The organism is Burkholderia diffusa (assembly GCF_001718315.1).
Classification (GTDB): Bacteria; Pseudomonadota; Gammaproteobacteria; order Burkholderiales; family Burkholderiaceae; genus Burkholderia; species Burkholderia diffusa_B.
On sequence record NZ_CP013363.1, the window covers coordinates 1736523 to 1754684 of the forward strand.

Consider the following 18162-nt stretch of genomic DNA (forward strand, 5'->3'; position numbering starts at 1 on the left):
GCCATGCGGGCCGCACGCCGCGCACGACGCGGCGGTCATCCCGCCTTTCTGAAGAGGTTATCTGCCATGCCCACCCTGTTCGATCCCGTTACCCTCGGCGACCTGACCCTGCCGAACCGCGTCGTGATGGCGCCGCTCACCCGTGCCCGCGCCGGCAGCGCGCGCGTGCCCAACGACCTGATGGCCCGCTATTACGCCGAGCGCGCGTCGGCCGGCCTGATCATCAGCGAAGCGACCTCGGTCACGCCGCAAGGCGTCGGATACGCGGACACGCCGGGCATCTGGTCCGACGAGCAGGTGGAAGGCTGGAAGCGCGTGACGCAGGCCGTGCACGCGGCCGGCGGCCGCATCGTGCTGCAGCTCTGGCACGTCGGCCGGATTTCCGACCCGATGTTCCTGAACGGCGACCTGCCGGTCGCGCCGAGCGCGATCGCCGCCGGCGGCCATGTGAGCCTCGTGCGGCCGCCGCGCCCGTTCGTGACCCCGCGCGCGCTCGAACTTGATGAAATTCCGGGCATCGTCGCCGCGTACCGCAACGGTGCCGAGAATGCGAAGAAGGCCGGGTTCGACGGCGTCGAGATCCACGGCGCGAACGGCTACCTGCTCGACCAGTTCCTGCAGGACAGCACCAACCACCGCACGGACGCATACGGCGGCCCGATCGAGAACCGCGCGCGCCTGCTGCTCGAGGTGGTCGACGCGGCGATCGACGTGTGGGGCGCGGGCCGGGTCGGCGTGCATCTCGCGCCGCGCGGCGACGCGCATACGATGGGCGATTCCGATCCGGCCGCGACGTTCGGTTACGTCGCGCGCGAACTCGGCCGCCGCAAGATCGCGTTCATCTTCACGCGCGAATCGTATTCGGGCGACCAGTTGAGCCCGCGTCTGAAGGAAGCGTTCGGCGGCCCGCTGATCGCGAACGAGCAGTTCACGCTCGACTCGGCGCAGGAAACGCTCGCGAGCGGCCAAGCCGACGCGATCGCGTGGGGCAAGCTGTTCATCGCGAACCCGGACCTGCCGCGTCGCCTCGAGCTCGGCGCGCCGCTGAACAAGCCGGTGCCGGAGACGTTCTACGCCGAAGGCGAAACGGGTTACACCGACTACCCGGCGCTCAGCGACGCGGCCTGACGGCCGGCGACACGTTCATGCGCGCACGTCCGCGCGCATGAACACGCGCTGCGTCTCGTCGAGCCCGCGTGCAACGTGATGCGCGCGAATGGCGCGCAGCGTGTCGTCGAGCGACGCGTCATCGATGATGTCGAAGCCGAGGCGCACGTAGTACGGCGCATTCCAAGGCGCGGCGCGGAACGTCGACAGCACGACTTCGGCGATGCCGTCTTGCGCGGCGCGCGTCATGACCCGTTCGATCAGGCGCGCGCCGATCCGCTGCCCGGCGTGCGACGGCGCGACATCCACCTCCTCCAGATAAAGCCGCCGCGCATCGAGCAGCCGGTAGAACGCAAAGCCCACGCACGCCCCCGCTTCGTCCGTCGCGACATACGCACGACCGTCGTCAATGCGCATCCGCACGTCGGCCGCGTCGGTCGGCTCGCCTTCTGCGATGTCGGGCATGCCGATGTCGCGAAAGCGCTGGGCGGCGGCCACTTCCACGACGGCCATCGCGGCCGCGTCTTCCCGCGTGGCGGGACGAATCCGGATCGATATTGTCATCACGACGAGGTAGGCAGGCAGGAACGGCCGTCACTATAATCGAAAGCTCATACGTTTCGAACGCCCTGCCCACGAGGTTCGTCATGACGCTGTCCGCGCTCGCCGTGTTCGCCATCGCCCTGCTCGTCACCGCCGGCACGCCCGGCCCAAGCGTCGCCGCGCTCGTCGCGCGCGTGTTGACGAACGGCGTGCGAGACGTGCTGCCGTTCCTCGCCGCGATGTGGATCGGCGAGGCGCTGTGGCTCACGCTGGCCGTCACGGGGCTTTCCGCGTTCGCGCGCACGTTCGAGACCGGCCTGCTCGTGCTCAAGCTGCTCGGCGTCGCATACCTGCTGTTCCTCGCGTGGAAGATGTGGACCGCGCCGACCGACACGCCGGCGGGCGACCTGCCGCGCGGCCAGTCGCCGTCGCGCATGTTCGTCGCGGGCACGCTGGTCACGCTCGGCAATCCGAAGATCGGTCTCTTCTATCTTGCGCTGCTGCCGACCATCATCGACGTGACGCGCGTCAGCATCATTGGTTGGGCCGAACTCGTCGCCACGATGCTCGCCGTGCTGATCACCGCGGATTGCGCGTGGGCGTTCGTCGCGACGCGCGTGCGCAAATTCATCATCACGCGGCGTGCGATCAAGATCGCAAACCGCACCAGCGCCGCCGCAATGGCGGGTGCCGCCGTTTCCATCGCCACGCGGTAATCCACCACGGCGAAGCAACCGAAGTGCAAGGTCTACAGCCGCCTCCGTTTTTTCTGACGCGAAGCAGGCTGCGGGGCAGCAGCGCCGAATGACTCGATGGTTGTCATCAGCCAAGAGCAGCGGAAGCATTTGCAGCGTTGGTTTGCGGTCGTCGACACGAAGAATCATCTTCATGATCCACATCAATAGTTAGGAACGCAAATATTCCCCCGGGCTCGCAAACCGATTCTGGTTTGCCTCCTGGTTTTCGTGCGCACCAGTGTTGCGACACAGACGATAGCCGATGAGAAGATGATCCGTGCCACGTATCTTCCGACGGACGGAAAGTCCAAAAAGCAAAGAATCGAGCGAGGTCGCGAATCACATACGCTCGGTGATCTCGCTGAATGACGAGTTGGAAGTAGACCGCGAGGAGGTGACGAGACCGGTGCGTCGCCGCGACGCATAGCGCCTGGCGATGGGGCTGTGGAGGGTCGGGCGGCCCTCCAAGCGAACAAGTGTTGCCTTTAACCGCGCGCGTCAACCCAGTTACGTGCCCAGCGTGCCGAGTGCTGCAACGCCTGCTTCTCACTCGAGAAATAATCGAGCGAATAGAATTGGTAGCGGTCTTCACCGCACGCGCTGCCAGTGCGTTCGAGCAGCAAGTTGGATGAAAAACTACCGTCCGGCAAGCGATGTGCCGAGGGTTGGACGGCATAGCCGTTGTACTGTTGAATTCGTTTGTGTTGCATTGTAATTTTAATGATTGTCGAGTGCGCGCGTGCCCGATGAAATGTGCACCGGTTCAGAGCCATTGCGAGCTGAATCCGAAGCAGTCGGGGAGCGCAAAAGAGACGCTGCTGCCAGAGCGGAGTGTGACGTGCAGCGAGGTATGTGGCGCGTGGAAAGCTGCGGAATAAGCTGAAGCAGCTGAAAGCGATTGCGCCAACTTTAGGAGTCGATGCTCCGTGAGGGTGTCGCTGCGGCCCGGCGTCCGTCGTGGGAGGCCGGGCGCTTCAAACTTACAGCGGCTTGATATTGGCCGCTTGCAACCCCTTCGGGCCTTGCTTCGTTTCGAAGCTCACTTTTTGATTTTCAGCGAGCGTCTTGAAGCCGTCGGCACGAATTTCGGAGAAGTGTGCGAAAAGATCGTCGCCGCCGTTGTCCGGAGCGATGAAGCCAAAGCCTTTGCTGTCGTTGAACCACTTAACGATACCGGTATCCATGATGAATCCTTGAGTTAGATATAAGAAAATTTGCTCGGGTGAAGAGCACATGAAGCGTCAAGGAGGGAAAGGACAACGAATACCGCTGAGGAGGAGCGAGAAATTGATGAGCAGCAATCGGACTTCTTGGAACTTCGAAACGAACACTAACTGCCGATGACGGCAGAGTCAATAACTATCTTGTAACTGTGTCGCTAGCCAGCACGCATCGAGGACGAGGCGATATGGCACTACGCATCGCCAACGCGTCGTCGAGAGGACAACCGCTCCGACCCCACGTCTCGATCGCTACCGACCGTTCACTATCATCCGGAGCATCCCTCCTCAGTGCGGTCCGCCCCTCTTCACCGTGACGCGCTTCTTTCCGAAAAACCGATGGTAAATCAGGCGCGCAACGGCGCGGTTCACTCAATTGCCTTGGCACCCTGGCAGGGTTTTCAAAAATCGACGACCGAAGCTCCGGTTACCTTTCCGTCGATGATGTCCTTTCCCTGCTGCCGGGCGGCACGCCTCGCGACTCCAAAATCGGAGAATGTGTCGGCTTGGTTCAGCCGGAAAACGCGGCTTGCGGACGAGCCTGTGATCGAGGCCGGGCGGCATATTCGCACCGCAATGTCGTACCCTTCCACGTAACGAGAATGCCTGTCAAAGCGCTTGAATGTACGGGGGAAGACGAGAGGGTGAAGTTCGTACCCCTTGTAGAGAAGAAACGGATATGTCGGCATGGCGGTCACTCCACAGGGGGGAAGCTCACTATACATGGGAACAGGTAACGTAGGGCGGGTGGATTTTCTGAATTGGATTGACGGAAGATGCCCTCGCGCGTATCGCGATCGCCCAGTCTGCAAGCGGGGGCCATCACAGATGACGCCAGCCATCAGCCAGCGCTGCCCCATACGCATGGAGTCAGATCGGCGATCGTCGGCGCCTGCAAGCAGCAGCAATCGAGGTTATCGAGCTGACATGCCGCTCCGTCGACCTCGATGTGCCACGTACATCCAGATCGCCTAAGACTTTCCGCGCCCTGTCATCGCCGAGCAGCCCGCGCACTATATCGCCCCATTTCCGCAACGGGTCGTCGCGGGTCAGGCTCGCTCATTTTCGTCCGAGTGTCGCGCCATATTTGTTAGCAGTCTTTCAGAAATAGCCTGTCACGCACGCAGAAATCGGAGACGGGCGCTTCGATGATGCTTCGCGACATACCTCTCCTCCGCCTTGCGACGATGACGACCCAAAGCCTACCGTTGAAGAAACGAAATCGGCTCGCGCGTATGCACTGGCATCGATCGACGAAGCCATGGACGCTGTTTCGGCCAGCAAACAACGACTAGCGCGATAGCAGACGAGAAAACAAAGCACTCCATACGATCATGTTTTACCCTCCTCCAAGAGCACGCTCCTTGACTAAACTGGAATGGCGCAAGCAGACACGGAACCCGGCATGAACGGACACGAAGCATGTTCGACTCGACCGAAAACGCTTGACACCATCCTTGACGGCGCGTACTGTCGGCCACGAAGTACTCAAGAAGCGCGACTGCCACCCATCCTCGACCGCAGCCTGCGGTATTCGTTGCTCTTTCCCTCCTTGATTATTTTTTCGCGTCGATTCGCGACGCGTACGCTCGTCCATTTTCAGGAGATCTAACATGGATACCGGTACCGTTAAGTGGTTCAACGATGGCAAGGGCTTCGGCTTCATCACACCCGACAGCGGTGGAGACGATTTGTTCGCTCACTTCTCCGAGATTCGCGGCGACGGTTTCAAGACGCTAGCCGAAGGACAGAAAGTCAGCTACGAAACCAAGAGCGGGCCCAAAGGCCTGCAGGCGTCGAACATTACCCCGCTGTAACGGTTTCAGGCGCCGACGCCACTGACGGAGCGGCGCGATACTGCCGCTCCTTTGTCTTTGTATCAGGCACTGCCCGTGCACAAGGCCCCTCGTAGTGAGTATGTTCAACCAACCATGCGCGGTTCGATGAATCATGCTCAGTGGGTCGCGCACGCGACGCAACAGGAGAACTTCCATGACCGGAAATCGGTCTAGTGGCAAGAAGGTGCCTCCACGCGCCAAACAGCTGATGATGTTGCCCAGGCTCGGAACGGCGTTGAAATGGGTGCCGCCCAAACAGCCGTCGAACGCGAAAGTCCATCAAAAGAAGCGCACGACGTCTGTGCGATAGCAATCGAGATCACTGCCGCACAAGCAGCGGCGGGCTTCGTGCAATGCGGCTTCAACGTGGCGCGAAGCCGGCTTCTCAGTCTGACTTCATGTGCGATGGCATAACGCTCGCGCGTCCTTGGAGGCAGCACAGAATATGTTGGACGCCCAACAAACGATGCGCGTATGATGGACTCATCCGAGCGATCACAAGCATTCCGAGCGCTCCCCCACCGCCATCCGCATGCGGCATCGCCGCGCCCTGCATTACCACGTTATCCTCTTCACCTCCCGGTTCGCCCGATGACGGACGAATACCGGCCGGACCAGTTCGGCCATGCCATTCGCCTGGTCGAACGTCAGGAGTTTTCATGAGCATTCACTTCTACCGTGGATTCGAAATCCATCCACTGATTTACCCGCATGTGCCTGCATTGAATGGCGCCCCGCACAACTACGACGCCGGCTTCGACGCGGCAGTCAAGATTTTTCTTCGAGACGCCACGGATACGCTAACGCAAAGCCAGACTTTCAGGCTTCGTGCCAACGCGCCCTTCAATACCGCCGGGGACGCACGCCGTGCATCGCTGCGCTATGCCGAGAACCTTATCGACGACAATCGTGAAACACACGAGTTCTTCCCAAATGCGGCCTGAAGCGGCTCGCGATGTCGGTCCGACATACCGACATCGTGGGATGTCGAAACGCTAGTCGATGAATTGTGCGACTTGGTAAGACGGCACGAAATCGCGTGGACCGACGCGGCCTCGCTCACGGGGATGTCGGCTTCGACGCCGTGTCGTCGGCAAGAACCGCACATGGACGTAGCGGTTCATGCGTGCCGATTGGCGCCCGATCTTCGGAGTTCAAAGCGGACGAGATAGCGAGTGCCGTCGTCACGACACGACTCGACCAATTTTTCATTGGAACATTTGTACACAGGAATCCATGACGACCGTTACCTTGAAAGTCAACGAACCCATCGACGTCGCGCTGCGACGATTCCGCCGCAGCATCGAGAAAATCGGCTTGATTCGCGAATTGCGCAGTCGGACCAGCTACGAGAAGCCCACGACGGAACGCAAGCGCAAGAAGGCCAGTGCCGTGTCCAGGCAGCGCCTGCTGGCGAAGCGCATGTTACCGCCCCGCAAAATGTACTAGGAGAACATCGTGTTCAACTTGCCGGCCGACGTCCCTCCGTTTTTCCCGCTGACGAAATGCGAAGTGGATTTCGATCGAAAGAAGGACATGGTGACGCTACTGCCGAGCTTCTATGCGTTCGGATGTGAGTACACCAGCCGCGGCCTCCTGATCGGCCGCGACGACGCATTCAAATTGATCGCGGCAATAGAGAAGGCGCTCAGTACGCACGGATGATACGGGTACGGGCGCATTCACGAATATCGAAACAAGAAGACCATCATGCGCTTTGCGACCAGGTACGTGGATTTGCTCTGTTTCCTTGTTGCAATGCAACTCGTCACCAAAAGGAAAACTCGTGAGTGGCTGTCGCCGTTTCAGCTTGTTGAATCGTTGCAGGCATGGCTTGTCGTCCATCGCGCGAAATGCGAGTGGCGTGATCGTGTCTGGATAGGTCACGCCTCTCTTCAGATCGCGAAGTCAGTCAGCTCCGTGGACAAAACCGCGTGCGCGGAACAGTTTCTCGGCATGGAAGATGGCTCGCCAATCCGCCCGCGAAGCGCGTTCGCGAATCGGCTGAGCCTGCGGTCGAAGTGTATCCACTACCTTCGGGAACACGTCTGATCGTGACCGCACTTGCACGGGGCCAAACTTCCGGGCAACAGCAGCCAGCCAGCGAGATGCCGTCCTCATCGCCGGCTCGATCGTCGCGCATAGGACAACAGCTCGTTATGCCGGGTTCTATTTCCGACTGTTCCGTCGACGCGTAGTTCGCCGCGACAACGCAATCTGGAGGCGTATGCTCTTCAATTCGACACGATTCCGCATCGATCCGGCGCCACGCAGGGCTGACGGGCAGTACGTCGCACACGCGAGAATTACCACGATACTTGTAGACGGATCCGAATGGGAAGTACATGCTAGTGGCGATCTGGCCGCCTTCAATCGTCGCGACGATGCAGTTGAGTACGCAACGAAATGGGCGGAGGGGTGGCTGACGTCACAGTTTGGTTGAAGAACCGCAATGTCGGCCCACGAACGGAAAAAAAACGGCATACCTCCTTCTTCTTCCGCATCGCAACCCTATATCGATGGCCGTATCGGAAGGGATCTGACTTGCTAACGCCATCTCGAGAAAAGGTAACGCCGGTGATGACAATCGACCAAAGTTCCATACCCCACTACGTAGTTGTGTTGGGCGGCTGGCGGCCCTATGTGTTGGATATGGACCGTATCGTTATCCGACGCGACGCAAGCCGGTTGTTGCTTGCCTTTGCGCGCACCCGCGGAAAACTCGAGCGTATCGACGGTGACGAATGGAACATGTTTTCCGAGACGCAGAATCTTTCATTGCTTGAGCGTCGCGAGGCACGGTTTTACGCACTCGTAAACGGGACCGAGACCCTGCACCAACTGCGGCTGCTTGCGATTCTCTGACATCAGCATCGCGGATGGGGACAGGGTGCCCTACACCTGAAAGTGTTCGAAGCGTGACGATGGCGCCGGTGCAGTCGCTAACGGGCATGCATTCGCGACTTCCGAATTCGGGTCTTTGTCTAACGTCCATCAAGAAGCTACGCTACTCGACACAATCGGCCCGCCCGCCCTGCCAGTCCCTCACCCACACCCCGCTGGCCTGCACCCGTTACCCGGCTCGGGCACGTGATCGTTGCACTCGACCAACGCCCGCACCAACGCCCAGTCATCGTCGTCGCAGAAGTCGAGCAGCATCGCGCCATACGAACCAGGTTGCGCGCGCAACCGCTGCGCGAGCCGCGCGTGAATCCCGTGCACCCTGCCGTCGCCACGCGCGACCACCGACGGATTCGCGCCCATCCCCGTACCGCTGCAGAAATTGATCGCCCAACGGCTGCTTTCCGGCGACGGCATGCCGGTCAGCAGCGCATCGATCACGCGCCACTTGTAGTTGATCGACCCGGCAACAGGCACGCGGTATTCGTCCTGGATCACGAACGCCGCATCAGGATGATCGATCGTGAACGTCGCGTTGTCGGGCCACGCGGTCAGGTCGATGCCCAGCGGCCGGCTGCTGCGGAACCGCCGCAACAGCACCACCGCGCCGCGCACGTCGCCGAGCGCCGGCAGCGCGCCACCTCCATGCCAGCGCAATCGCGGATGCCGCGCACGATGCGCATCGAACGTTGCATCGAAACTGCGCGTGCACGCCTGGCCGGGCCATTCGTCCTTCACCGACATCACGATGCACTCGCCCGGATGCGCATCGAGAAAGCGCGTACAGTCCGCGAGCACATCGTCGAACGACACGCCGAGCGCGATTCCACCGTGATGGATGTCGAACGCATCGCACCGGTGCCGGCAGCGGATGTCGAGCAGCCGCACGCCGTGCGCGAGCTGCGCGGCAAGCGGCGCGCGCTGCGTGCGCACGAGGGGATCGTCGACCGTATACGCACAGGTGTCATGGCTGCCCGGTAGGGTCAGCGTATGCAGCGGCCGCGCGTCGTCGAGCGCCGACATCCAGTCGGCCAGCGGCGTGGAAGCTTCGTGTCGCGAAGGGATCATGAATCGATGACTGACAAGGAAAGAAAAACGTGGGTGACCGCATCGGATGTCGCCGCGCGGGCCGGCGTGTCGCGCTCCGCGGTGTCGCGCGCGTTCTCGCCCACGGCGAGCATCGCACCCGAAACGCGCGAACGTGTGATGGTGGCCGCGCGTGCGCTGGGCTACCAGGTCAACCTGATCGCGCGCGACATGATCACGCAGCGCAGCAGCATGATCGGCGTCGTGACGGCCGGGTTCGAGAATCCGTTCCGCGCGCGGCTGCTGTCGGACCTGATGGCCGCGCTCGGTCAGCGCGCGTTCACGCCGCTCGTCACCAATGCGGACGATCCGCACCAGGTCCGGCAATCGCTCGAACGCCTGCTCAGCTATCGGATCGCGGGCCTCGTGATGACGTCCGCGTCGCCGCCGCTGTCGGTCGCGCGGCAGTATCTCGATCACCGGATTCCCGTCGTGATGATCAATCGCGAAGCGAACCTGCCGGGTGCGGATGTCGTCATCAGCGACAACGCGGCGGGCGCGGCCCATGCCGCGCAACGGCTCGTGCGCGCCGGCGCGCGCCGGCTCGCGTTCGTCGGGCCGCGTAGTACGAGCTATAGCGCGCGCGCCCGGTCGGACGCGTTCGAGCAGGCACTTCATCGCGGCGACGTGTTCGATGCGACGCTCGCACGCATGATCGATACGCGCTCCGACACGCATGCGTGCGGCATCGACGCCGCGCGGCAACTGTTCGCATCCGGCGAGCGCCCGGACGGCGTGTTCTGCTCGTCCGACCTGCTCGCGCTCGGCGTGATCGACGCCGCCCGCGACGCATTCGGCCTGCGCGTGCCCGGCGACCTGCGCGTGATCGGCTTCGACGACATCCCCGCCGCCGAATACGGCGCGTATCGACTCACGACGTTGCGCCAGGACACGCAAGGCCTCGCGCATGCGGCCGTCGATCTGCTCGCCGACCGGATCCAGACGTTCGACGGCGCATCGCGCATGCGCGTCGTGCCCGTTACGCATGTGGTCCGGCACAGCTGCACGTAACGCGACGCGTCACTTCAGCCCGCCCGCGAAGCCGCGCAGCAGGTAGCGCTGAACGTAGCCGGCCACGGCAAGCGTTGGCAGCGACGCCAGCAACCCCGCGCTCATCAGGTCGCCCCAGTCGATGCCGTTCTCCGTCACGTAGCCGGCAATCGCGAGCGGCAGCGTGAAGCGGCTCGGCGTCGACATGAACAGCAGCGCAATCAGGAACTCGTTCCAGGCGACGATGAACACGAAGATCGCGGTCGCGATCAACCCCGGCGCGCACAGCGGCAGCACGATCTGCACAAGCCGCCGCGCGAGCCCAGCCCCGTCGATGCACGCCGCCTCCTCGTATTCGAGCGGCACGTCGCGCACGAACGCGAGCAGCATCCAGATCGCCATCGGCAACGCGTAGATCTGGTAAGCGAGCATCAGCCCGAGCGTCGAATCGAGCAGATGCAGCCGCTTCGCGAGCGCGAACAGCGGCACCGCGATCGTGATCGGCGGCATCAGCTTCAATGCCAGCACGAGCATCAGGAACAGCACGTCCAGCCGCGCCGGAAACCGCAGCCGAACGAGCGCATACGCGGCCGGAAACGCGAGCGTCAGCGCGAGCAGCGTCGTGCCGAACCCAACCAGCAGCGAATTGGCGAGCGGCGCGCCGATGCCGTTCGACCAGACCGACGCGAAATGCTCGAGCGTCGGCGCGGTCGGCAAGATCCGCAGCGGATGATCGAGGCGTTCGAGCGTCGGCATGAACGCCGCGCCGGCCATCCACAGGCACGGCAACAGCAACAGCGCGAGTGCGATGGCGCGCAGAATCCAAGGCATCGCACGGCCGAATGCGGCCCCCGCTCGCGCGTGCACGATGCCTGCGGATCGCGCCGTCATGCGCGCCGCTTGCGAACCGTCTGCCATACGTACCCCGAAACAAGCAGCGCGGACGCCGCGAGCATCAGCACCGACGCGGCACTCGCCGGCCCGACGTTGAAGAAGCGGAAGCCCGTGTCGTAGATGTAGGTCGACAGCGTCTGCGTCGCGTTGCCGGGGCCGCCCCCCGTCAGCGCATAGACCTTATCGAACAGCTTGAACGTGTCGATCGAGCGCAGCAGCAGCGCAAGGCCGATCTGCGGCGCCGCGAGCGGCAACGTGATGTCGCGCAGACACTGCCACTCGCTCGCGCCGTCGGTGCGCGCGGCTTCGTACAGCTCCTGCGGGATCGACTGCAATCCGGCCAGCACGATCAGGAACGCCATCGGCGTCCACTGCCACACGTCGACGAGCGCGAGCGACCACAGCGCGAGATGCGGATCGGACAGCCAGCGCACGCCTTCGACGCCGCACGCGGCGAGCAGCGCGTTGAGAAACCCGTCGAAATTGAGCCAGTTGCGCCAGATCGCCGAGCACACGAGCGTGGACAGCATCATCGGCAGGATCGCGAGCGGCAACGCAATGCGCCGCCCCGGAAAAGCGCGCACGAACAGCAGCGCGAGCCCGAAGCCGAGTGCGACTTCGACGAGCGACGCCGCGATCGTGAAGCGCAGCGTGTTGCCGAAGCCGGCCGCGAATGCGTCGTCGCCGAGTACCGCGCGATAGTTCGCGAACCCTGCGAACGCGCGTCGGCCGGCCGTGTAGTCGACCTGGCAGAACGAGTCGATCAGCACCTGCGCGACGGGGTACAGCGCGAGCGCGGCCAGCACCAGGAGTGCTGGCCCGAGCAGCGCGACGAACGGCATGCTTCGGCCGAGGGCTTTCATGCGCGGATTCCTGACGATACGCGGCGGCGAGCCGTCACTTGCCGGCCGTGGCCATCGCCTGCGCGATCTTCTGCTGCGCCTGGCGCAGCGCGGCATCAGGCGCGGCCTGCCCGGTCAGCGCGAGCTGCAGCTCGTCGCCGAGAATGCTCTCGACCTGCTGCCAGTCCTTCACGCGCGGCCGCGCACGGCCGGCCTCGAGCGCCTTCAGCTGATCGGGATACCAGCGGTACTGGCGCACCAGCGCAGGATCGGCGAACACGCTGCGGCGCGTCGGCGGAATGCCGATTCCGGCGAGGCGCGTTTGCGTGTCGCGCGAGCTCAGGTAGGCCAGGAAGTCCTGTGCGAGCTTCGCGTGCGGCGCATCCTTCGGAATGCCCATCTGCCAGATGCCAAGCATCGGTGCCGGCCCGGCCGTCTGTCCGGGCGGCGGCTGCAACGCGATCTGCCCGACCACGCGCGACTGCTTCGGATCGTCGAGCGCCGGAATCCACGCCGGCCACACCTCGATCGACTGCGCGGCCGTGCCGCGCTGCAGCGCATCGCGCACTTCGGCGGCGCCGTACACGTCGACATCCTTCGGTGCGGAGGCCTTCAGTGCGAGAAAGGTCTTCAGCGCAGCCTGCGACTCGCGCGAATCGATCGTCACGTTGCCGGCACGGTCGAACACGTCGCCGCTATACGCCCACAGGATCGGCAGGAAGCCTGTCACGACCGGATTGCCCTTGGTACCGCGGAACACGACGCCCGACATGCTCTTGTCCGCGCCACCGACGGTCTGCGCGATCTTCAGCACGTCGTCCCAGTTGCGCGGCGGCTGCAGCTTGTATTTCGCGAGCAAATCCTTCCGGTACGCGAACATCTCGACGTTGCCGACGATCGGCAGCGCGTACAACGCGCCCGCCGCGTTGCGGCCGAGCGCGACCGCCGACGGCACGAGATCGGCGTCCGCGAGCGATGCCGGCAGCGGCTTCAGCCAGCCGTTGCCGATGAATTCGGGCGCCCACGTGTCGTCCATCATCACGAGGTCGTACGTGCCGGTGCCTTCGCGCATCGACAGTTTCAGCTTCTGGTACAGGTTCGCGTTCGGCAGCTTGAGCAGCTCGACGTCGGTGCCCGGATGCAGCTTGATGAAGCCTGCGACGGCGTCGGCGAGCCCCTTGCCATAGATGTCGTCGCGGCCCGCGATGACGAGATCCGCCGCGAAGGCGTGCGAGGCGGCAAGGGACAGCGCAACGGCGGCGGACAGCGCGCGCAGGCGGCTCAGCAGGGTCATGTGGTCTCTCTCGATCGGCGTGGTGGCGGGTCGGCCTCGCGTTGCACACGTGTGCAACGCGAGGCGTCGCTTCGGGCGCCCCGAAGCGAACGCCATTGTTCACGTCGATCGTTAAGAATTTGTGGCACGCGGCGCCACTGGCCGGCCATCGCAGCCGGCCGCTGCGCCCGCTTCGCCACATGCGCGCCGTCAGAAATTCACGCGAATCCCGGCCATCACCGCGAGCTGCCGGCTCGAATTGCTGTTCGCGAGCACCGGAATCTGCGCGTAATTCACGGCATTGCCGTTTGCGTCGCTGCCGAGCCCCGTGCCGCTCGCGATCTGGCCGATCGCGACCGCATACAGCGCGGTGCGCTTCGACAGGCTGTAGTTCGTGCCGACGTTGACCTGATGGAAGCGCGTCGCGCCGCGCCCGTCGGTGTGCGCGGCATTGAAGATGTACGCGACGCCGCCCTGCAGCGCGGGCGTGAACATGTACGTGACATTCAGCTCGCCGATGTCGAACGTGAATGCTTGCCTGCGTGGCTGCGCGTCGGTCGAGAAATAGCGGCTGTCGCCCAGGCGTGTGTGCGTGTAAGTCAGCGCGATCGTCGCCGCGCCGAGCGTCACCGAGCCACCGGCGCCGAACGCGCGCATCGAGCCGGCGTCCTGCAACAGGCAGTACATCGCGCCCGGGTTGCTGCACGCGAAGTCGCCAATGTAGCCGCTCGCGCCGCCGAGCGCCGCGTCGAGCGGCTGGTGCAGGTCGAGATAGCCGACCGAGAACGCGACCGGCGCACGCGTGTAGGTCGCGGCGACCGCATAGCCGCGCTTCGCGGAAAAATCGCCGGCCTGCCCGCCGAAGCTGAACGTGCCGCCGAACGTGAGGCCGTTGAAGTCCGCGCTGGTGAACTTGACCGCGTTGTTGAAGTTGAATGCGGCGTTCAGGTTGTCGACGTCGCCGAGATGCGAGCCGTACGGCGTCGCCCAGTTGTTGCTCGACACGTACGCGCCGAGCATGTCCGTGTACGAGTCGTATTGCCGGCCGAAGCCGAGCGTGCCGATCGAATCCTGGCGCAGCCCGACCCACGCCTGCCGGCTGAACGCGGTGCCGCCCTGCAGCGCCTGCCCGTTCGCGGACAGGAATTGCTGCTCGAGCGAAAACACCGCGTCGAGCCCGCCGCCGAGCGGCTCGGCGCCCTGAAAGCCGAAACGGGACGGCACGAGGTTGCCGCCGCCCATCTGCCACGCATGACCGCTGCCCGTGCTGCCGTCGGCCCGCGTGAACTGCTGGTTGGTCGAATAGATGATGCCGGTGTCCACGGTGCCGTACAGCGTCACGCTGCCGGAAGTCTGCGCCTGTGCGTGCATGCAACCCAGCGTGGCCGCGGCCGCCGCCAGGCTTCGTCCGATCTTCATGTCCCGCCCCTCTGATGTCATCGATTCGCAGTGCAGACCGATGGAGTTGTCGATATGGGTGACAGGACTCTATCCAGCGAAAATTCCGGACCTCTATCCCAAATCAGCAAACGGTGCAGCGAACGGACGCCATGCGGCGGCGGCCGCACCGTCGCGATACGCGGACGTCATTCCGGACGCAAGGTTTGCGACGGCAGCTCGCCGAACAGGTCGCGATACTCGCGTGCGAAATAGCCGAGATGGGTGAAGCCCCAGCGGGCGGCGGCCTCGCCGACGCCGAGTTGCCGCGCCGAGGTCGTGCGCAGCAGGCGCCGCACCGCATTCAGCCGGATCGTGCGCAGATAGCCGACGGGCGTGACGTCGGCGACGCGCTGAAAGCTCGTCTGCAGCGTGCGGCGGCTGCAGCGCAGTGCGCGGCACAGTTCGAGCACGGTGACGGGTTCCTCGGGTCGCTCGCGGAGGTGTTTCTCGCAACGGCTGACGATATCGCTGTAGGTCGCGTGCGTGATGTCGCGGCGCTCGGCGCCGATGCCCTGATCGAGGGCATCGAGGAACATGCCGAGCATCGCGTCGCGGAACATCTTGCGGGTGGCCGCGTATTCGAGGCAGTCGGGATTGCGCTGCGCATCGTCGATCAGCGACGACAGCCGCACGCCGAGCGCGACGCCTTGCGCATCCGACAGCCGCGTGACGTGCCGCAGCTTGCGCGCGCCGGCCGCGCCGAACTCGGCTTCGCAGAGCTCTTCGATCATGTCCGACGCGGCGCTGATCCCGACCAGCCCCATCCCTTCCGGCGTGTGGAATTCGAAATCCTCGCCGGCGCGCAGCGCGAGCAGCGCATAGCCGTCGACCGGCTGGCTCTGGAACGTGCCGGCGAGCGGCATCGACAGCGGCACCGCGAGCGACGTGCGTCCGGCCGGCGCGACACCGGTTTGCGCGACCCGCCGATTGGTCGTCTCGCGGAAGAAATGGAACTCGTCGTACAGCACCTGCGTGACGGTGCCCCTGAACCGGCCCGGCGTCATCTGGCGGTAGACCTGATGCCAACCCGCGATCGCGAGCCCGTGGTCGTGCACGTCTTCGTGTGAGCGTGACTGGAACAGCATCGGCATCTCCGGTGAAACCCTGAATCCACGTTGCGCCCGCACGGCGCGCAACGGCACAGCTTACCCTTGCAAAATTCCGTGCAGCGCAGTTTCGAATGCAACGCAAGCCGCCGACAGCGCGGCGGCCTGGTCGCCGGTCAGCCGAACATAACGGCGAAACGACGGCATCCGGTTCACGACCTCGCTGCCGCCGAACGGCACGACGGCGAGCGTCCAGCGCCCATCGCGCGCGGCGATCGTGCAGTCGGTCAGGTGCAGCGGACGCAGCGCGTCGGCAAGTGACGAATCGGCGACGAGCGCGGCCACTGCCCGCATGAAGCCGGGGTCGCATCCCGGCGCGGTCTCGGCCGCGATGCCGGTGCGCCGCAGCCAGCCGGTCTGCAGCACGCGCGCATGGCCGTGCCCGGCCGGGCCATCTGCGTCGATCGACACCCGTACCGCGACCGTATGCATCAGGAACTGACGGTCGACGCATTCGTCGATACGCACGCGCACGCCGTTCGGCAGCCGGGCCAGCGCTTCCGCAGTGCCTCCGTTCGCATCGCGTACCGCACCGAGGTCCGCCAGCACGCGCGCGGCGACCGCGCCTGGCCGATGGCCGGGCGGCGGGGAGTCGGGCGCCCTGCGCCACCGGGCGAAGGCGAGCCTCACGACGCGACGTGCTCGTTGCGCAGCACTTCCTCGACCGGCACCGGTTTGAACGGATGCCGGCGCTGCACGACGACCGTCCAGAACAGCGCATACAGCGCGGTGAGCCCGAGCATCGCGCCGAACGGCACGTAGATGTCGCGCGCGTTCATGCCGGGCGGCGTGATGTACCAGATCGCGAGCACGATGCCGACGCTCGACACGATCTGCGGCAGCGGAAACAGCGGCGAGCGATACGGGCGCGGCAAGTCCGGGCGACGAATGCGCAGCATCACGACCGACGCGGTGACGAGCAGATACGCGGTGCCCCACGCGCAGGTCGCGGCGAGCACGAGGTGCAGGATGCTGTCGAGGTTGCCGTTGATCAGCCACGCATGGAAGATCGGCACGATCGCCGACGCGACGATGCCGACCACCGGCGTCTTGAAGCGCGGATGCAGATACGCGAAGCAGCGCGGCAGCGCGCCGTCGATCGCCATCCCGTACAGGATGCGCGGCAGCCCGGCCATCAGCGTGTTGATCGTCGCGGCGCCCGCGCACAGGAACGCGATGCCGAACCACACGCGGCCGAAGGGCCCGAGCACCTGCAGCGCGAATGCGGGAATCGCGCCGGGCGTATCGAGCAGATGCGTGAGGCCGTCGGCGCTCACCGGCACGTTCGCGACCTGGCGGCGGATCGCCGCGCCGTACAGGAACATGCAGATCGCGACGCCGACGAGGCCGAGCGCCATCGCGCGCGGGATCGTGCGGCCGGGCGCCTTCATTTCCGGCGCGAGCGGTGTGACGAATTCGCAGCCGACGAACATGAACATCGCCATCCCGACCAGCGACAGCACGGCCGGCACCGACGTGCCGACTTCCGAGCCGCCGAACCAGCCGTCGAGATGCACGGCCGGCGCCGCGGCGAGCCCGAGGATGCCGAAGATCATCAACGAAAGCCACATGCCGGCCGTCAGCACGATCTCGAGCTTGCTGAACACCTTGATGCCGATGATGTTGGTGATCGCGAACGTGACGACGAGCCCGACGCCGACCAGCCACGAGCTGTTGTGCTTCTCGAACGCGGCGTTCAGCGACTCGAAGTTCACGAGCGCCATGATGCCGCTGAGGATCGTCTCCGCCGTGCCGGCGAACACGTGCACAAGGAAATACGCGGAAATCGTGCCGGTGATCGCCCAGAAGCGGCCGAGCCCGCACGACAGGTAATCGTAAACCGAGCCGGCGGTCGGCAGCATCGCGGCGGCTTCGGAGAACGTCGTCGCCTGCGCCTGCATCATCACGAACGCGATGATCATCGCGACCGCGAACGCCCAGCCGCCCATTCCGAAGCCCGACGTCGCGGTGAGAATCACCGGGCTCGCCATGATGAGGCCGACGGCGCTCGCCAGCGCGGTCGGAAAACCGACCGCGCCCGCCTTCAGCACCGTGCCGCCGCCTGCTTCAGCCGACGCACCGGCGGGCGTATCGCCTGCGGCGCCGGTCACTCCAGACCATCCCGACATCTTCGTCTCCTTCCTTTTTCAGGCCGGAGCGCGCGCCACGGCGCCCGCTCCGTTCC

At 64.5% G+C, this 18162-nt stretch carries 21 protein-coding genes; 9 read left to right on the forward strand and 12 right to left on the reverse strand.

The window, feature by feature from the left end:
- The first annotated feature begins 66 nt into the window (after positions 1–66).
- A complete protein-coding gene (locus WI26_RS23020) occupies positions 67–1128 on the forward strand; it encodes an alkene reductase (protein ID WP_069227306.1) in 1062 nt (353 codons plus the stop codon).
- Between the two features lie 15 nt (positions 1129–1143).
- Here the strand turns inward: WI26_RS23020 and WI26_RS23025 are convergent, their stop codons facing one another.
- Positions 1144–1671 carry a GNAT family N-acetyltransferase gene (locus WI26_RS23025; protein ID WP_069227307.1) on the reverse strand — a complete coding sequence of 176 codons (528 nt, stop codon included), beginning with the start codon at positions 1669–1671 and terminating at the stop codon, positions 1144–1146.
- A gap of 83 nt (positions 1672–1754) precedes the next feature.
- Here WI26_RS23025 and WI26_RS23030 point away from each other — a divergent pair, with 83 nt between their 5' ends.
- Positions 1755–2366: a LysE family translocator gene (locus WI26_RS23030; protein WP_069227308.1), complete on the forward strand. Its 612-nt coding sequence runs from the start codon at positions 1755–1757 to the stop codon at positions 2364–2366.
- Positions 2367–2872: 506 nt separating this feature from the next.
- Here WI26_RS23030 and WI26_RS31660 read toward each other — a convergent pair.
- From WI26_RS31660 to WI26_RS23040, 3 genes are all read right to left on the reverse strand, one after another.
- Entirely contained in the window at positions 2873–3097 is a 225-nt protein-coding gene (locus WI26_RS31660; protein WP_081334332.1) for a hypothetical protein, read from the reverse strand.
- Between the two features lie 270 nt (positions 3098–3367).
- Positions 3368–3571: a cold-shock protein gene (locus WI26_RS23035; protein WP_059449591.1), complete on the reverse strand. Its 204-nt coding sequence runs from the start codon at positions 3569–3571 to the stop codon at positions 3368–3370.
- Between the two features lie 437 nt (positions 3572–4008).
- The gene (locus WI26_RS23040; RefSeq protein ID WP_069227309.1) at positions 4009–4296 is read right to left on the reverse strand and encodes a hypothetical protein; all 288 of its coding nucleotides are present in this window, start codon (positions 4294–4296) and stop codon (positions 4009–4011) included.
- A gap of 924 nt (positions 4297–5220) precedes the next feature.
- On the opposite strand from WI26_RS23040, the gene WI26_RS23045 reads away from it, so the two are divergent.
- The 6 genes from WI26_RS23045 to WI26_RS23070 all read left to right on the forward strand — a co-directional run bounded on the left by WI26_RS23045 (position 5221) and on the right by WI26_RS23070 (position 8310).
- A complete protein-coding gene (locus WI26_RS23045) occupies positions 5221–5424 on the forward strand; it encodes a cold-shock protein (RefSeq protein WP_069227310.1) in 204 nt (67 codons plus the stop codon).
- Between the two features lie 680 nt (positions 5425–6104).
- Complete coding sequence (locus WI26_RS23050; RefSeq protein ID WP_069227311.1) at positions 6105–6389, forward strand: hypothetical protein; 285 nt, start codon at positions 6105–6107, stop codon at positions 6387–6389.
- Positions 6390–6681: 292 nt separating this feature from the next.
- A complete protein-coding gene (rpsU, locus tag WI26_RS23055) occupies positions 6682–6894 on the forward strand; it encodes a 30S ribosomal protein S21 (protein ID WP_069227312.1) in 213 nt (70 codons plus the stop codon).
- A 9-nt stretch (positions 6895–6903) separates the two neighbouring features.
- Positions 6904–7110 (forward strand): hypothetical protein, encoded by a 207-nt coding sequence (locus WI26_RS23060; protein WP_069227313.1) that lies wholly within the window; start codon positions 6904–6906, stop codon positions 7108–7110.
- Positions 7111–7672: 562 nt separating this feature from the next.
- Positions 7673–7888: a hypothetical protein gene (locus tag WI26_RS33105; RefSeq protein WP_081334333.1), complete on the forward strand. Its 216-nt coding sequence runs from the start codon at positions 7673–7675 to the stop codon at positions 7886–7888.
- 137 nt (positions 7889–8025) lie between these two features.
- Complete coding sequence (locus WI26_RS23070; protein ID WP_069227315.1) at positions 8026–8310, forward strand: hypothetical protein; 285 nt, start codon at positions 8026–8028, stop codon at positions 8308–8310.
- Positions 8311–8490: 180 nt separating this feature from the next.
- Here WI26_RS23070 and WI26_RS23075 read toward each other — a convergent pair whose 3' ends face one another.
- Complete coding sequence (locus WI26_RS23075) at positions 8491–9414, reverse strand: phosphatidylinositol-specific phospholipase C (RefSeq protein ID WP_155768808.1); 924 nt, start codon at positions 9412–9414, stop codon at positions 8491–8493.
- Positions 9415–9420: 6 nt separating this feature from the next.
- Between WI26_RS23075 and WI26_RS23080 the strand changes: the two genes are divergently transcribed.
- Positions 9421–10443 (forward strand): LacI family DNA-binding transcriptional regulator, encoded by a 1023-nt coding sequence (locus WI26_RS23080; protein ID WP_069227316.1) that lies wholly within the window; start codon positions 9421–9423, stop codon positions 10441–10443.
- A gap of 9 nt (positions 10444–10452) precedes the next feature.
- On the opposite strand, the gene WI26_RS23085 is transcribed toward WI26_RS23080, so the two are convergent.
- The 7 genes from WI26_RS23085 to WI26_RS23115 all read right to left on the reverse strand — a co-directional run bounded on the left by WI26_RS23085 (position 10453) and on the right by WI26_RS23115 (position 18106).
- Positions 10453–11313 carry a carbohydrate ABC transporter permease gene (locus tag WI26_RS23085; RefSeq protein WP_069227841.1) on the reverse strand — a complete coding sequence of 287 codons (861 nt, stop codon included), beginning with the start codon at positions 11311–11313 and terminating at the stop codon, positions 10453–10455.
- Positions 11310–12179: a carbohydrate ABC transporter permease gene (locus tag WI26_RS23090; protein WP_069227317.1), complete on the reverse strand. Its 870-nt coding sequence runs from the start codon at positions 12177–12179 to the stop codon at positions 11310–11312. The genes WI26_RS23085 and WI26_RS23090 overlap by 4 nt, the downstream gene beginning before the upstream one ends.
- A gap of 34 nt (positions 12180–12213) precedes the next feature.
- The gene (locus tag WI26_RS23095) at positions 12214–13452 is read right to left on the reverse strand and encodes an ABC transporter substrate-binding protein (protein ID WP_069227318.1); all 1239 of its coding nucleotides are present in this window, start codon (positions 13450–13452) and stop codon (positions 12214–12216) included.
- 189 nt (positions 13453–13641) lie between these two features.
- Entirely contained in the window at positions 13642–14850 is a 1209-nt protein-coding gene (locus WI26_RS23100; RefSeq protein ID WP_069227319.1) for a porin, read from the reverse strand.
- Between the two features lie 167 nt (positions 14851–15017).
- Complete coding sequence (locus WI26_RS23105; protein ID WP_069227842.1) at positions 15018–15956, reverse strand: helix-turn-helix domain-containing protein; 939 nt, start codon at positions 15954–15956, stop codon at positions 15018–15020.
- Between the two features lie 60 nt (positions 15957–16016).
- Positions 16017–16607 (reverse strand): DUF3156 family protein, encoded by a 591-nt coding sequence (locus tag WI26_RS23110; protein ID WP_069227320.1) that lies wholly within the window; start codon positions 16605–16607, stop codon positions 16017–16019.
- On the reverse strand, positions 16604–18106 hold the full coding sequence (locus WI26_RS23115; protein ID WP_059539042.1) for an APC family permease: 1503 nt from the start codon (positions 18104–18106) through the stop codon (positions 16604–16606). Before WI26_RS23115 ends, WI26_RS23110 begins: the two co-directional genes overlap by 4 nt.
- Positions 18107–18162 lie beyond the last annotated feature (56 nt).